Here is a 14,145-nt window from a genome sequence, read left to right as displayed (position 1 = left end):
AACCCGGCATGGCCGGGTTTTTTATTGCTGCTTTCTGGCTTAGATATTAACGCCGAAGCCTTTTGCCAGCGCCGGCAGGCCGCCTTCGTAGCCCTGGCCGACCGCTTTGAATTTCCACTCGCCGTTGTGGCGGTAGAGTTCACCGAAGATCATCGCAGTTTCGGTTGCGGCATCTTCAGAGAGGTCATAACGCGCCAGCTCGGTCTGGTCATCGTTATTGACTGCGCGGATGAAGGCGTTGGTCACCATGCCGAAGTTCTGCTTGCGCTCTTCTGCTTCATAGATCGTCACCGCGAACACCACTTTCTTGGCGTTAGCGTCAACTTTATCCAGGTGGATCAGCAGCTGCTCATCGTCGCCCGCGCCTTCGCCGGTGCGGTTGTCGCCCTGGTGCACCACGCCGCCGCAGGCGCTGGTTTTGTTGTTGAAGAAGATGAAGCTCGCGTCGGAGAGCACTTTTTCATCTTCGCCGACGATGAACGCGGAGGCGTCCAGGTCGAAGGCGCTGCCGTCGGTTTTACGGGAATCCCAGCCCAGACCGAACAGCACGGTTTTCATCGAGGGGGCTTCTTTGGTTAAGGAGACGTTGCCGCCTTTCTTCAGTGAAACTGCCATAATCTCTTCCTTATCATGAAGTTGAATACATGCCGCCCCAGCGGCGGCATGGAGAAGTTGTGAACTGCGCCTTATGCGGCGTTGATGCCGAAGTTGCCGCACAGGGCAGAGAGGCCGCCTGCGAAGCCCTGACCAACGGCGCGGAATTTCCAGTCGCCGTTGTGGCGGTAAAGCTCGCCGAAGATCATCGCAATTTCGGTTGAGCTGTCTTCCTGCAGGTCATAACGCGTGACTTCGTTTTTGCTCTCCGCATTGACCAGGCGGATAAAGGCATTGCTGACCTGGCCGAAGTTCTGGCGGCGGGTGTTGGCGTCATGGATGGTGACGGTAAACACGATCTTATCCACGGTGGCCGGCACCAGGCTGAGATCCACAATCAGCGTCTCGTCGTCGCCGTCGCCTGCACCGGTACGGTTATCGCCCTGGTGCACCACCGAGCCGCAACTGGAGCGCAGGTTGTTGTAGAAAATAAAGTCGTTGTCCTGAGCTACTTTACCGTTGGCCTGCAGCAGGAATGCTGAGGCATCCAGGTCAAAATCCTGGCCGTCCGTTGACCGGGCATCCCAACCCAACCCCACCTGGACTTTTTTCAGGCTCGGGTCAGTTTTGCTTAAAGAAACGTTACCGCCTTTGGAAAGTGATACACCCATGTGGTTCTCCTGTCGTGAATAGGATGGGGGGCGTTCCCCCCATCTGAGAGTGAATTAACCCGCCCGATCAGCCCCGGCTATCGTCTGCCGGTGCCTCTTTGCCCGGGAACAGCACGCTGGCCAGAATGCCCAGCGCCAGTACCCCCAGCACCACATACAGGCTGGTGGTGGCACTGATGCCGTAACCGTGGTGCCAGAGGTGATCTGTGGCATTCAGGCCGAGTTTGAAGGCGATGAAGAACAGCAGCACAATGACCGCTTTCTCCAGATGCACCAGATATTTACGCAGCGCTTCCAGTACGAAGTAGAGGGTACGCAGGCCGAGGATAGCAAACATCATCGCCGAATAAACAATTAACGGCTCGCGGCTCACGGCGATCACTGCCGGGACGCTGTCGAACGCGAACATCACGTCGGACAGCTCCACCACCGCCACACAGAGCAGCAGCGGCGTGGCGTAGCGGGCGCCCTTTTTCACCGTGAAAGCAAAGCCTTTGTTTTCCGGTTTTTCCAGCTCCGCGCTGACTTCCTGCGAGCTCAGCAGGAAGCGGTTACCGGCCAGCTTCGGCCAGACCGGGAAGAAACGGCGCACCAGCCGGTTGGCCAGGTGATCGGAGTAGTCTTCGATCTCGTCGTCGTCGTCACCGGCGCGCAGCATCATCACTGCCGTCCAGGCGACAATCACCGCAAACAGCATCTCGACCCACGGGCCGAGCATCAGCAGGCCGGCCCCGATCGCCACAAAAATTGCCCGGAAAACGATGGCCCCGATGATGCCCCAATACAGTACGCGGTGGCGGTAGCCGTCCGGCACTTTGAACCAGGCAAAGATCGCCATCATCACGAACAGGTTATCGACGGAGAGCACTTTCTCCAGCGCATACCCGGTGACGAACAGACTGGCCACTTCCTTACCGTGGTGAACATACAGGAAAGCGGCGAAGCCCAGTGCTGTCGCCACCCAGAACAACGACCAGAGCGCCGCGCTCTTCAGGCTGATGGCCTTGTCGCCGCGGTGGGCGAGCAGGTCAATCAGCAGTGCGGCAACCGCCAGCACCACAAAGACGATCACCGTCTCAATGGGGAAACCAATCAGGGTAGATTCCATCATTTACTCTCTGTTAAAAGAATTCGTCAGGCTTCAGGCCCAACTCATTGCAGATTTCAACCAGCGCCTGCTTTTCGGCCTCGTCGAAATTGGCATCACTTTTGGCGATCATCACCCCGAGGCGCACGGCCGCGCGCGCTTCGTCCGGCTTGTTGCGCAGTTTGCCGATGATTTTCAGGCACTCAGAGCGGCCGATGTCCAGATCGAAGTCAAATTTCTCCGACAGCTTCTGGAACTCGCGGATCACCTCTTCGGTGCTGAAGACTTTCAGCGCGTCGCTGATTTCGAAATACTTGATCAGCTTCTGCTTCTCCTGCGGCGTGACCACGCCGTCAGCGAAGGCCATGTACGTCCCGGCCGCCACGCAGCCCTGCATGAAATCTTTGCCTTTATAACGGCTGACTTCAGTCAGGAAGGTGTCACGGCCCTGGTTGAATTTATTCTTTGCCCAATCAAACATTTTTTTGTCCTCTTTGTTGTTATGCGCCGCGTGGTTATGCGCGGCGTATTCTCAGGTACCGCAAAGTGATACAGGTTATTTGCTGCCGGCCCGCCAGTTGAATCCCCACCCGTAGGCTTTGTCCATCGGCTCATGGCCGGCAAAATACTCGTTCAGTCTTTCGACCTTCAGGGTGCCGTTCTGGTTCTCCAGGCGGGCAATGGCACACATAGTGTGGCGGGTGCCGCCCTCGGTGAGGCGGGTTTCCACCGGCGGCTGCTCCGGCAGTTGCAGGGTGACCACGCCGTCGGTTTTCGCCCAGTTCGGCGCGCCTTTGTAGATAAAGGCAAACACCACCACTTCCGCGATCTCATCCCACTGCGCGCCGTTGATGTTCAGCCACTCGCCCTCTGTGCGGGAGCCGGTGCGGTCATCCGCTTCCAGGTGCACATAGGGGAACTGGTCATAACGGCCAAAGCGGTTGCCGAGCGCCTGGATCAGATCTTTCTCGCCATTTTTAAAGCGCACATAGGCCCCGAGATCGAGGTCAATGGCGCTCAGCTTATTAAAGAAGCCGCCGCCGCTGCCGCGGTTCCAGTTCAGGTTCACGCGGATGCGGCCAAAGCCCTGGCTTTTGCTCAGGTTGACCGGCTTGGTGAGGTTGATGGTCGGCTGCTCTTTGGTCAGCGTCACTTTGCTGAGGTTGATGGGCTGCGGTTTGGCGGCCGGTGCCGGGGCGGGCGCAGGCGCAGGCGCGGCCTCTTCCGGCGAGTCATCGATGGTCACGCCATAGTGCTCGGCCAGCGGTTGCAGCCCGCCGTTAAACCCCTGGGCGACAAAGCGGAATTTCCACTCGCCGTTGCGGCGGTAAAGCTCGCCGAGGATCAGAGCCGCCTCAGTGCGCCCGGCCAGGTCAACGTCGCCGTTAAGCTGCGGCTGGCCGTTGTACTCCACGCCTACCGCCAGGGTGCGCAGCGCCTGCACCGACTGGCTGCCCTCCGGCGTAATGGTAAAGGCGACTTTCTGCACATCGGCCGGCAGTGCTGACAGGTTCACGGAGAAGGCGCTGACCGCCCCCTCCGTCAGCAGGATCAGGGAGCGGTCGCTGCTCTGCTTCTGGCCGTAAAACACGAAATCATCATCAACGCGGGTTTTGCCCTGATCGTTCAGGCGAAAGGCGGAGACATCCGCCGCCACACCGCTCTTGATGCGCACAATCACCGTGGTTTCCGGCAGGGCGGCATTGCCGCCGGCGATAAGTTGCGTTGTCATGATCAGCCCACCACTTCACGCACGATCATCGGGATCATGCTCTCAACCGTGCGGCCATTGGCCGGGGTGCCGTGCGCTTTAAACTGCCAGTCATCGCCCCGGCGGGAGAGCGAGGCGATGAACAGCGCCGTGTGTTCGCCTTTTTGCGCGAGGTTATAGTTCGCCAGCTCTTTCTTCGACTGGTCGAGGATACGCACACCGGCATTTTCAACTTTCGTGAAGTTCTGGCCGGTAAAGCTGTTAACGGTGAACGCCAGGTGATGCACCTCGGCCGGTACGCGCCGCAGGTTAATGGTGATCACTTCATCGTCGCCGTCACCGGCACCGGTGCGGTTATCACCGCTGTGGATCACCGAGCCGCAACTCGATTCCAGTTTGCGGAACCAGACGGTGTCCACTTCGCGGCCTGCGCTGTCGAGCATCAGGCAGGAGGCGTCGAGGTCAATATCCCCGCCGCCGCCGCCAAACATGCCGAAAATGCCTTTGCTTTTTACCGCATCCCAGCCCAGCCCGACATGAACGGCGGTCACCGCCGCCCCGGATTCCTTGGTCAATGAGACGGATTGGTTTTTACTCAGCGAAATAGCCATAGCGAAACTCCTTGCTGTAGAGGTAAGCGGTTAAATAAGCCGCTGACATGGCCACTTTGTGAATTTTTTATTTCATACAACGTCACCGCAGAGATGAACAAAAATCCGACAATGGCCAGGTAAGTAACATGATGCTGGCGACAGTATTACAAGATTTAGGTGATGTTGTTTAGGCATGGTTTATTGATTTACATATTAAATGATTAACCAAGAAAAACTGACCACAAATGAAATAATGAGTGGAGAAACAGTCACGCGCGTGACAAATAAACATAAAAATCTGTGATGCGATTGTAAAGCTATGTAATCCAATCAGTTAATCTTAAAAAAATAAGACGAAAACCTTGTAGATCATCTAATTAATTAGTAACTCATTCATCGGAAATATGAATTAAGTCACCTTTCCTTATGGGATTTACGCCTAAAAATGGAATTTATATTCCAGAAAACAGAATTAAATATACATTTCTTGACATAATTTGAAAAGAAAAGTAAATAGCGTTGCGCCCGCTGCTAACTATCCCGCCAACTATAAAGATGGACACCACTTCTTAGCGCATTTTCAGCGGAAAGAGATCATCGTTACAGCTGAGTATAATCCCCCGGCAAATTGCCCGGAGAATTTATTTGGTTGGCAGATTATTTTCCTGTGATTGCAGGCAGGGACAACAATGCCAAAAGCCAATAGATACAATATCTTTGATATTAAGATGCTGCTCACTTTTGCCTTCGATGCACCCGATAGTGTGCAGCAGGATGAGCGGCAGCTTTTGCAAGACATCCTCCCCCATTGTGCCCGCAATTTATCCTTTACCGTGGAACAGGTCGGCCTGTTCGAAGCGGGGGTAACTTTGTTGATCACTATGGTGCCGGGCACGGAAATTTCCATGCTGGTAAATGTGCTGAAAACTCACAGTGCCAAACAACTGGGCGAGCTGACCGGCCGCCGAAAAGCGGGCTTATGGTTGCGGGGTTACGGCGTGCATTCGCTGGGTGACATACCGGACGCCCCCGCCACCCTGACTGCGTTAATTGCCAAAAACCGGCGGGAGAAATAACACCATGATATGGCTGATGGAAGGCTTTTCATCACAACGTACGATTGCAGACGGGCTGCGGCGTGCCATCCGGGAGAATGCGTGGCGCGGCGCGCAGGGCCAGGCGTTACAGGTGCTGGTTTCCCACCGCCAGTACCGGCCGGAGATCGACGCCGCGGCAGACGTCGCCCTGCGTGAACCCACAGAGACAGCGCAAAAACTCGACTTTGTGCTGACGACGGCCGAACGGTACGGCGTCCGGGTGATTCACACCGGCAAACCCTCTGCCTGGTTTGAACAGCAGCGCCAGGCGATCGAGGCAGCCGGGGTGACCCTGATCACCGGCGTGCGCGATGCCCGTTTTCTGACGCTGGCCGAGGACAAGGCAGCCTTTACGGCAATGCTGGCGTCGCATGAGATCCCCCACACCCCGGCGGTGCGGGTCGACACCCTTGACGCGCTGCGCCACGCCCTGCAAACCCTGAAAGCGGACTGGCCGCGCCTCTGCATTAAACCCAACACCGGCATCTATGGCCTGGGCTACTGGCGGCTGGATGATGATGCCCCGGCCAGCCTGATGCTGAGCGACCCTGACCAGCGCCGCATCCGCACCTCGACTTACCTCTCCGCCCTGGAAGAGAGCGGCGGGCTGAAAGCGCCGATGATCGTGATGCCCTACCTGCCGGGGCCGGAGAGCAGCATTGATCTGGTCGCGGTGCGCGGCCGGGTAATTGCGGCGCTCGGGCGGCGCAAAAACGGCCCGGTGCAGACGCTGTTTGACCACGGCGAGGAGATTGAACTGGCCTGCCGCGTGGCGGAGCAACTTGAGGCGGACGGCCTGATCAATGTGCAGACCCGTGCCGACGACCAGGGCTGCCCGCGGGTGCTGGAGTGTAATTTGCGCCCGAGCGGCGGGGTGGGCTACGGCCTGCACAGCGGCATCAACCTGCCGGCGATCATGATGGCCGGCCGGCTGGGGCTGCCGCTGATGCCGCAGTCGCTGCGCCGCACCACCGTGCGTATTGTTGATGAAGCCATCCCGGTTCCTGCCAGTGAGTCACCCCATGCATAATCCCAACGGCCATGAAGAGCATTTTCAGGCGCAACTGCCCGCCGGCACCATGTCACTCGACCTGTTCTGCCGCCCCGGCTGGAGCGCCGATACGCTGTTTTCCATGGCGCAGCGGCGTAACCCACGCCGCGCGTTCCTGTTCGTCAGTAAAGTGCTGGGGCGGCATATCCCCTGTGCGCCCAGCCTGATGCGCAAAGCGTTCAGCGACCTGGCAGACCGCATCCCCGCCGGGCTGCCCGGCCCGATCCTGGTGACCGGCATGGCGGAAACCGCCGTGGGCCTGGCAGCCGGGGTGCATGCCGTGCTGCGCGCCCGCGGTGAGGAAGCGGTTCTGCTCACCACCACGCGCCACCCGCTGGGCGGTGAGCTGCTCTGCCGCTTTGAAGAGGAGCACAGCCACGCCACCGCTCATCTGGTGCATCAGCCCACTGACCCGCAGCTGCGGGAGAATGTGCGCCGCGCCCGCACCCTGGTGATGGTGGATGATGAAGCCACCACCGGCAAAACCTTCCTGAACCTTTATCAGGCGCTGCGCGGTGCCGGGCTGGATCAGCTTGAACAGATCGTCACGGCGACGCTGACCGACTGGTCTGCCGGGGCGCTGGACGGCAAATTTACGCCGCCGGTCACCGCCGTCTCGTTGGCCACCGGCCGCTGGCACTGGGCGGCAACGGAACAGCCGCCCGCGCTGGATATGCCGCAGGTCAATATCACCGCGCGCGGCAGCGAGCCGCTGAACAGCCTGGCCGCCTGCTGGGGGCGCACCGGGGTGCGGGACGCCACGCGCCTGCTGCACACCCCGGCCCCCCGCCCCGGCGAGCGCATTCTGGTGCTCGGCTCCGGGGAGTATGTCTGGCAGCCGTTTATGCTGGCGGAGTGGCTGGAGAACCAGGGCGCGCATGTGCGGTTTGGTTCCACCACCCGTTCGCCGGTGGCGCTGGGGCTGGCAATGCGCAGCGCCTTCAGCTTCCAGGACAACTACGGGCTGGGGGTGCCGATGTACCTCTACAATGTGAACCCTGCCGACTACGACCGGGTGATCCTCTGTTCAGAAACCCCGGCCGCCGCCTGGGACGCCGCGTTTCTGGCGCACTTCCCGCAACTTGAATTCCATGAGGGCTGACATGCCGCACGATCACCCGATGCGCCCCATCCTCTTTACCGATCTGGATGACACCCTGTTCCAGACGATGCGCAAAATCCCTGACCCGGCTGAACAGGCGAAAGCCCAGCCCGGTGCGCTTGACCGCGAACTGGCCCCGCGCAGTTTTATGATGGCGCGGCAGGCGAACCTGGTGCAGTGGATGCTGGCGCAGGCTGAAACCATTCCGGTGACCGCGCGCGGCACGGAGGAGCTGGCACGGGTCTGCATCCCGTTTGACTCTTACGCCGTCACCACCCATGGCGCGGTGATTTTAACGCCGCAAGGCGTGGCGGATGCCGAATGGCAGCGCCATATCACCACCGCACTACTGCCTTACCAGCCGCGCCTGGCCGCGCTGGCGCAGCACCTCAACACCATGCTGGCCGACCCGCAGGCGTGTGACGCCGCCCTGCCGGTGGAGCCGGGCTGGTGCCGGATGAATGAAGAGTACGGCATTCCGATCTATCTGGTAATGAAGGTCAGAAACAGTGAGCACCTGGAGGCGCTGAACCGCTATGCCGACTGGGTGGAAAGCACCTTTGACCTGTCGGGGTTTTATGTCCACCGGAACGGCAACAATGTGGCCTGGCTGCCCGATTGCATCGACAAGGGCCACGCCGTGCGCTTTTTGCTGGCGCGCCTGCGCGCCGCCGCGCCGGATCGCCCGGTTCTGGGGTTCGGCGACAGCCTGACCGATTTCAGCTTTATGCAGCAGTGTGATTTTCTGGCGCTGCCGCAACGCAGCCAGTTGCTGGCCGCCCTGCAGGCTGTGTTACCGGGCGCGTCAGCGTAAGGAGAGAGTATGCACACAACCCTTCCCCCGTTTTCCGGGGCCTATGCGCCGGACGATGTGCAGTTTTTACTGTCGCCCGTGGCGGTGGACTATACGCCGGTGGCGGAAAAAGAGCGCCTGATCCAGCGCGGCGAGAAACACTATTCCGAGATGCTCTCTGAGGAGCCGTCCCCGTCAGCGGCACATCAGGCGATCTACCGGCAGGCGATGGCGCAGTTCGGCCCGCGGCTGGCCGGTGAGGTGGCGTCGCTGGCGCTGGGGCTGGCGACCCAGATCAGCGCCCGGCCGCTGGTGCTGGTGTCGCTGGTGCGGGCCGGGGTGCCGCTGGGCGTCTGCCTGCTTCACGCCCTGCGCGATCTGGGGGTGGAGGCGGTGCATTACGGCGTCAGCATTATCCGCGATCGCGGCATCGACCACGCGGCGCTGGATTACATCACCACCCGCCACGGCAGCGACGGCGTAGTGTTTGTGGATGGCTGGACCGGCAAAGGGGCGATTTCACGCGAGCTGACCCGCTCCCTGGCGGTTTACCCGGCGTTCCGGCACGCGCCGCGGCTGGCGGTGCTGGCTGACCCCGGCGGCTGTGCCTGGCTCTCCGCCTCCGGCGAGGACTGGCTGATGCCGTTCGGCATTCTGGGTGCGCCGGTCTCCGGCCTGATGAGCCGCTCACTCTGGCGCGACAGCGGTTTCCACGGGTCGATGTATTGCGGGCATCTTCAGGCGCACGACATCAGCCGGGCCTTTGTGGCAGAGGTTGACGCCTTGCGCGCCGCGCTGCCTGAGCCGGCTGTCGCGGCGCGGCCCGACGCAGAGCGGCGCACCATGTTGCGCCACCTCAGCCAGCGCGTCATCACCATGCTGGCCGAGTCCTACCAGGTGGACTCCCTGAACCGCATCAAGCCGGGCATCGCGGAGGCGACCCGCGCCGTGATGCGCCGGGTACCGGAACATGTGCTGGTGAGCCACCGGGACGATGCGGATGTGGCGCTGCTGGTGCATCTGGCCGAAAGCGCGGGCATCCGGGTGGAAGAGGCAGGGGAAGCGCTGGGCGTCTACCGCGCGGTGACCATTATCAGGAAAGTGGCCTGACAGGAGATGAACATGAAACTGATTACGCCAAACGATCTGGGTGCCACCATGTATGTGCCCGCCACCCACCCGGAGCTGACCGCCATCGCGCGCGGCAGCAAATACCCGGAGCTGCTGTCGATGGTGATCTGCCTCGAGGACGCAGTGCTGGATCGCGATATTCCGCAGGCCTTGGCCAACCTGCGCCGCACGCTGAGCGCGCTGGCCGCCACCGGCGCGCGCGGTGATGGGCCGCTGCTGTTCATCCGCCCGCGCCACGCCGGCATGGCGGCCACCCTGATCCAGGATGACACCCTGAATCTGGCGGCCATTGATGGGCTGGTGTTGCCGAAATTTAACCTGGACTCCCTGGACACCTGGCTGGCGCTGACGGCCAACACTCACCTGCGCTGGATGCCGACGCTGGAGGATGCCCAGGTCTATGACGTCAGCCGGATGCAGGCGCTGGCCGATGCCTTGCAGGCGCGTGCGGCGGACCGGGTGCTGGCCCTGCGCATCGGCGGTAACGACCTGATGAGCGTGCTGGGGCTGCGCCGCAGCCGGGAGCATACGCTGTATGAGGGGCCGCTCGGTTACGTGATTAAAATGCTGGTCAGCGTGTTCGGATCACGCGGTTTCGCCCTCACCTCGCCGGTGTGTGAACTCATCGACTCGCCGGAGATGCTGCGCCGTGAGCTGAAACAGGACATGCTGCACGGCATGGTCGGGAAAACCGCCATCCACCCCAGCCAGATCGCCATTATCCACGGTGCCTTAAAGGTAGCCCCGCGCGACTATCAGGAGGCCTTGCGTATCCTGAACGCCGACAGCGCGGTGTTTAAATCGGACGGGGCGATGTGTGAGCCGGCCACCCACCTTAACTGGGCGCATCGCATCATCCAGCTCGGCCAGAAATATGGCTATGCCGACCCCACCCCGCCCGACGCGGAGCGCATTAACCACGCCGGGTAATGCACTGCCTCAGCGGCCGAAGTGGTCGAGCAGCGCATCCTGCAACGCCGGGGGCATGACCGTCTGATGGGACTGGCCGGGGTAGAGCATAAAGCTCACATGCGCGTTGCCGCCGGGGGCGCGTTGTAACGTCCAGCTCAGTTGACGTACGCCGTCCACCATCGCCCGTTGCGCGCGGTGCTTCGCCAGCTGTGCACGCTGTTTCTCCGGCAGGGCCATTTCACTCTGCTGAAGCGACTGCTCAAATTCCCCGACCGTCAGCCGTACCTTCTCCGGCCAGACGGGTGCGGGCTGCGTCAGGGTCTGGGCGGCCAGCGTCTCCAGATAGCGGTTATTCCACCATACCGAGGGGCTGGCAGCATAAATGTGCTGGAACGCCTGCGGATGCGTCAGGGCGGCATAGACCGCAAACAGCCCGCCGTAAGAGTGGCCGAACAGCGCCTGCTGGTGCGGGTTGATCGGCCATTGCGCGGCAATGTGCGGTTTCAGCCTGGTTTCAAGAAAGTGATAGAACGCCTGGGCATTGCCCGGCGCGCCCGGCGGGTAGGTGCCGCCTGCCGGGTTGCTCTCCAGGGCGACCTGCGCTGTCGCCGGGCGGTAGTCCACGTCCCTTCGCGATGCACCCGGATACCCTACCGCCACAATCACCCCCGGCTGCATCACGCAGCGCGCGCAACTGTCGGCAGACATCATGCCCGCCGCCAGGGGAAAGGCCGCGTTGCCGTCGAGCAGGTAGATCACCGGCCAGCCCTCCGCCGGGGGTTTCCCCGGCGGCACATAGGTCATGATCTGGTAGTCACCTGCGCCGGAGGCCAGGGTTTCAACCTGCGAATCCGGTAAGGTATAGGCCTCGCCGGCCAGTGCGGAGGTGCTCAGGCAAAGCCCGAGCAGAAGAAAAAGTGCGCGCATGATGTTGCTCCCTGTGGGTGGCGGCTGCGTCCGCAGCCAACGCTCGGCCACGTTTTTACGCCAATAGGTAAAACCGGTTTTCAGGCGGCGAAAACAGTAGCACAGGGCACAATCAGAGTGCTAATAATTCTCATTTAGATTGAGAGAGAAAGGTGGCGGGCGAAGAATCCCAGCATCCCAGAATCCCAGAATCCCAGAATCCCAGAATGATAAAATCATACTGTCACAGAATCCTGCAATCCTATAATTACAGGATTACAGGATTACAGGATTACAGGATTACAGGATTATCCGGCGTCCGGATATTGCCGGTCAAGCAGCCCGATCAGCGCATCAAGATTGGTATTGCGGGTACCTTTACGCCAGATCAGCCAGATATCAGCCACGGTATTATCCCCGGTCAGGGCATGGGCCGTGACCCGCGCCGCGCCCGGGAGCGTCTGCAATACAGACTCCTGGATCAGCGCAATCCCGGCACCGGTACTGACACAGGCCAACATGCTGTGGTAGGACTCAATCTCCACAATCCGCTTCGGCTGCACCTTACCCTCATCGAACCATTTCCCCAGCCGACGCCGGTAAGAGCAGGTGTTGCGGAATGCAAACACCGCATCCTCCGTGACATCCTGCGGGCCGTGAATAGGCGCATGGTCGTGGGCGGAGATCAGCACCATCTTCTCTTTATAGAGCGGAATACCCTCCAGCTCCGGCGGCAGGTGCATCACATCCGTAAAGGCGGCGGCGTAACGCCAGTTGATCACGCTTTCAGTGACCTCATCTGACAGGCCGGTGAACAGCTCCAGCGTCACGTTCGGGTAGCGGTTGTGATAGGCCGCCATGACGTCCGGCAGGCGGATGGCCGCGGTGCTCTCCACTGCCCCCAGGGTAAACAGCCCGCCCGGCTCCTGGCGCTGGATTGAACGCCTGCCCTCCTCCGCCAGCTCCAGCAGCCGGGTGGCATAGCCGAGGAAATTTTTGCCCTCGGCAGAGAGGTGGATCCGCTGCTTCTCGCGGATGAAGAGCTGGCAGCCCAGCTCCTCTTCCAGCTGCCGGATGCGGGTGGTGATATTGGAAGGCACCTTGTGTAACTGGCGGGCGGCACCGGTGATCGACCCCAGCATCGCCGCGGCCCGGAAATACTCCAGTTGCGTGAAATCCATATTCTTCTCCAGAGAACAACTTTTTAATTATTATTCATTATACAAGAATTACTCCAACAGATAGGCTGCCGCAGTCATCTTTTTTGGAGAAGCGTTGTGTCACCTATCCGTGTTGCCCTGACCGGGTTTTTCACTCTTATCGCTGTTATGGGCATGGGGCGTTTTTCCCTGACGCCCCAGCTGCCGCTGATGCTGCAAGAGCATGGCGTATCCCTTTCCTCAGCGGGGCTGCTGGCCTCGATGAACTATATCGGCTACCTGGTAGGGGCCGTGTACGCCATGCGGCTGCGCAAACAGTATGCGCGGCATTTGCGCATCGGGTTATGGGCCACTATCGCGGCGACGCTGATTTCCGCGTTCACCCATGACTTTTTATGCCAGGCGATCCTGCGGTTTATCGCCGGGCTGGGCGGGGCCTGGGCGCTGATCCTGATCACCGCCTGGACGCAAGACCGGCTGGCGGCGGCGCAGGCACCCCGCCTGTCCGCCGCGGTATTCAGCGGCCCGGGCGCAGGCATTATGCTGACCGGGATCCTGGCCTTTGTCCTGGCCCATTACCACGCCTCCTCCGCCCAGGGCTGGCTGATTTACGGCGGCGTCGCGCTGCTGATTGGCCTCTGCCTGCGCGGCGAATTACCGCAGGAGATCCACCGGGCGCAGGCGGCCAACGACGCGCCGTTCCGCTGGTCCCCCGCGCTGAAGAAGCTGCTGGTGACCTATACGCTGGCCGGTTTCGGCTACATTTTGCCCGCGACCTTTCTCTCACAGCTGGCGAATGTGATGTTCCCCCACAGCACGCTGGCGGCGCTGTTCTGGCCGCTGTTTGGTCTGGCGGCCATCGCAGGGGTGATGGCGGTGATCTTCCTCGGCACCGGGCTGCCGACGCGGATTCGCCTGACGCTGACGCTGGTATTGCAGGCGCTGGGCGTGGCGTCGGTCGTCGCCCTGCCCGGCACCGGCGGGCTGGTGATGGGGACGCTGCTGACCGGCGGGGGCTTCCTCGCCATTATGCAGCTCGCCATGCGGATGGGCCGTGAAATCGCCCCCAGCCAGACGGCGCAGGTGGTGGGCATCCTCACGACCGGCTACGCCACCGGGCAACTGGTCGGCCCGCTGGTCTCTTCCGCCAGCGTTCACCTGTTCGGTTCCCTGTCACCTGCGCTGGGGGTGGCCGCCGCGGGCCTGTTACTCGCGGCCGGGGTGACGGCGTGGAACCGCCCTGCGGCCACGGCGGCAGCGGACGCCCGCTGTGAACAGCCCGGCAATTAACCTTAAATCCTCTCAGGCCGCCTTCGCGGCCTTTTTTATGCTGTATT

15 protein-coding genes are annotated in these 14,145 nt (G+C 61.0%); 7 read left to right on the top strand and 8 right to left on the bottom strand.

Annotated features, from left to right (window positions below; translation table 11 throughout):
* Nucleotides 1-39 precede the first annotated feature (39 nt).
* From CYR32_RS07215 to CYR32_RS07190, 6 genes are all read right to left on the bottom strand, one after another.
* Complete coding sequence (locus tag CYR32_RS07215; RefSeq protein WP_101823719.1) at nt 40-615, bottom strand: TerD family protein; 576 nt, start codon at nt 613-615, stop codon at nt 40-42.
* 71 nt (nt 616-686) lie between these two features.
* The gene (locus CYR32_RS07210; RefSeq protein WP_101823718.1) at nt 687-1,265 is read right to left on the bottom strand and encodes a TerD family protein; all 579 of its coding nucleotides are present in this window, start codon (nt 1,263-1,265) and stop codon (nt 687-689) included.
* A gap of 67 nt (nt 1,266-1,332) precedes the next feature.
* Nucleotides 1,333-2,373: a TerC/Alx family metal homeostasis membrane protein gene (locus tag CYR32_RS07205; protein WP_101823774.1), complete on the bottom strand. Its 1,041-nt coding sequence runs from the start codon at nt 2,371-2,373 to the stop codon at nt 1,333-1,335.
* 13 nt (nt 2,374-2,386) lie between these two features.
* A complete protein-coding gene (locus CYR32_RS07200; RefSeq protein WP_101823717.1) occupies nt 2,387-2,833 on the bottom strand; it encodes a tellurite resistance TerB family protein in 447 nt (148 codons plus the stop codon).
* Nucleotides 2,834-2,908: 75 nt separating this feature from the next.
* Nucleotides 2,909-4,084, bottom strand: a complete 1,176-nt coding sequence (locus CYR32_RS07195) for a TerD family protein (protein WP_101823716.1) — start codon at nt 4,082-4,084, stop codon at nt 2,909-2,911.
* Nucleotides 4,085-4,086: 2 nt separating this feature from the next.
* Nucleotides 4,087-4,674, bottom strand: a complete 588-nt coding sequence (locus CYR32_RS07190; protein WP_101823715.1) for a TerD family protein — start codon at nt 4,672-4,674, stop codon at nt 4,087-4,089.
* 671 nt (nt 4,675-5,345) lie between these two features.
* Here CYR32_RS07190 and CYR32_RS07185 point away from each other — a divergent pair.
* The 6 genes from CYR32_RS07185 to CYR32_RS07160 are packed head-to-tail and all read left to right on the top strand — an operon-like array spanning nt 5,346 to nt 10,760.
* Nucleotides 5,346-5,732 carry a transposase gene (locus CYR32_RS07185; protein WP_101823714.1) on the top strand — a complete coding sequence of 129 codons (387 nt, stop codon included), beginning with the start codon at nt 5,346-5,348 and terminating at the stop codon, nt 5,730-5,732.
* A gap of 4 nt (nt 5,733-5,736) precedes the next feature.
* Complete coding sequence (locus tag CYR32_RS07180) at nt 5,737-6,783, top strand: ATP-grasp domain-containing protein (protein ID WP_101823713.1); 1,047 nt, start codon at nt 5,737-5,739, stop codon at nt 6,781-6,783.
* Nucleotides 6,776-7,906: a phosphoribosyltransferase domain-containing protein gene (locus CYR32_RS07175; protein WP_101823712.1), complete on the top strand. Its 1,131-nt coding sequence runs from the start codon at nt 6,776-6,778 to the stop codon at nt 7,904-7,906. Before CYR32_RS07180 ends, CYR32_RS07175 begins: the two co-directional genes overlap by 8 nt.
* Nucleotide 7,907: 1 nt before the next feature.
* Complete coding sequence (locus tag CYR32_RS07170; RefSeq protein WP_241523767.1) at nt 7,908-8,720, top strand: HAD family hydrolase; 813 nt, start codon at nt 7,908-7,910, stop codon at nt 8,718-8,720.
* A gap of 9 nt (nt 8,721-8,729) precedes the next feature.
* Nucleotides 8,730-9,809, top strand: coding sequence for a cysteine protease StiP domain-containing protein (locus CYR32_RS07165; protein ID WP_101823711.1), 1,080 nt, complete (start codon nt 8,730-8,732; stop codon nt 9,807-9,809).
* 6 nt (nt 9,810-9,815) lie between these two features.
* A complete protein-coding gene (locus CYR32_RS07160) occupies nt 9,816-10,760 on the top strand; it encodes an HpcH/HpaI aldolase/citrate lyase family protein (RefSeq protein WP_101823710.1) in 945 nt (314 codons plus the stop codon).
* Nucleotides 10,761-10,769: 9 nt separating this feature from the next.
* On the opposite strand, the gene CYR32_RS07155 is transcribed toward CYR32_RS07160, so the two are convergent.
* Both CYR32_RS07155 and CYR32_RS07150 read right to left on the bottom strand, forming a co-directional pair.
* Entirely contained in the window at nt 10,770-11,669 is a 900-nt protein-coding gene (locus CYR32_RS07155; protein ID WP_101823709.1) for an alpha/beta hydrolase, read from the bottom strand.
* A gap of 287 nt (nt 11,670-11,956) precedes the next feature.
* Entirely contained in the window at nt 11,957-12,829 is an 873-nt protein-coding gene (locus tag CYR32_RS07150) for a LysR family transcriptional regulator (RefSeq protein ID WP_101823708.1), read from the bottom strand.
* Between the two features lie 96 nt (nt 12,830-12,925).
* Here CYR32_RS07150 and CYR32_RS07145 point away from each other — a divergent pair, with 96 nt between their 5' ends.
* A complete protein-coding gene (locus tag CYR32_RS07145) occupies nt 12,926-14,098 on the top strand; it encodes a YbfB/YjiJ family MFS transporter (protein WP_241523766.1) in 1,173 nt (390 codons plus the stop codon).
* Nucleotides 14,099-14,145 lie beyond the last annotated feature (47 nt).

The sequence above is a fragment of the Chimaeribacter coloradensis genome, from assembly GCF_002858715.1.
In the GTDB taxonomy this organism is placed as follows: domain Bacteria; phylum Pseudomonadota; class Gammaproteobacteria; order Enterobacterales; family Enterobacteriaceae; genus Chimaeribacter; species Chimaeribacter coloradensis.
The sequence above is the reverse complement of the archived record's forward strand: the minus strand, read 5'-3'. Positions and strand labels throughout refer to the sequence as shown.

Excerpts from the sequence above, each read along its gene's own strand:
- CYR32_RS07165 (WP_101823711.1), top strand. The coding sequence starts at position 8,730 with ATGCACACAACCCTTCCCCCGTTTTCCGGGGCCTATGCGCCGGACGAT.
- CYR32_RS07190 (WP_101823715.1), bottom strand. The coding sequence starts at position 4,674 with ATGGCTATTTCGCTGAGTAAAAACCAATCCGTCTCATTGACCAAGGAA.
- CYR32_RS07170 (WP_241523767.1), top strand. The coding sequence starts at position 7,908 with ATGCCGCACGATCACCCGATGCGCCCCATCCTCTTTACCGATCTGGAT.
- CYR32_RS07185 (WP_101823714.1), top strand. The coding sequence starts at position 5,346 with ATGCCAAAAGCCAATAGATACAATATCTTTGATATTAAGATGCTGCTC.
- CYR32_RS07205 (WP_101823774.1), bottom strand. The coding sequence starts at position 2,373 with ATGGAATCTACCCTGATTGGTTTCCCCATTGAGACGGTGATCGTCTTT.
- CYR32_RS07180 (WP_101823713.1), top strand. The coding sequence starts at position 5,737 with ATGATATGGCTGATGGAAGGCTTTTCATCACAACGTACGATTGCAGAC.
- CYR32_RS07210 (WP_101823718.1), bottom strand. The coding sequence starts at position 1,265 with ATGGGTGTATCACTTTCCAAAGGCGGTAACGTTTCTTTAAGCAAAACT.
- CYR32_RS07160 (WP_101823710.1), top strand. The coding sequence starts at position 9,816 with ATGAACATGAAACTGATTACGCCAAACGATCTGGGTGCCACCATGTAT.
- CYR32_RS07195 (WP_101823716.1), bottom strand. The coding sequence starts at position 4,084 with ATGACAACGCAACTTATCGCCGGCGGCAATGCCGCCCTGCCGGAAACC.
- CYR32_RS07155 (WP_101823709.1), bottom strand. The coding sequence starts at position 11,669 with ATGCGCGCACTTTTTCTTCTGCTCGGGCTTTGCCTGAGCACCTCCGCA.
- CYR32_RS07150 (WP_101823708.1), bottom strand. The coding sequence starts at position 12,829 with ATGGATTTCACGCAACTGGAGTATTTCCGGGCCGCGGCGATGCTGGGG.
- CYR32_RS07215 (WP_101823719.1), bottom strand. The coding sequence starts at position 615 with ATGGCAGTTTCACTGAAGAAAGGCGGCAACGTCTCCTTAACCAAAGAA.
- CYR32_RS07175 (WP_101823712.1), top strand. The coding sequence starts at position 6,776 with ATGCATAATCCCAACGGCCATGAAGAGCATTTTCAGGCGCAACTGCCC.
- CYR32_RS07200 (WP_101823717.1), bottom strand. The coding sequence starts at position 2,833 with ATGTTTGATTGGGCAAAGAATAAATTCAACCAGGGCCGTGACACCTTC.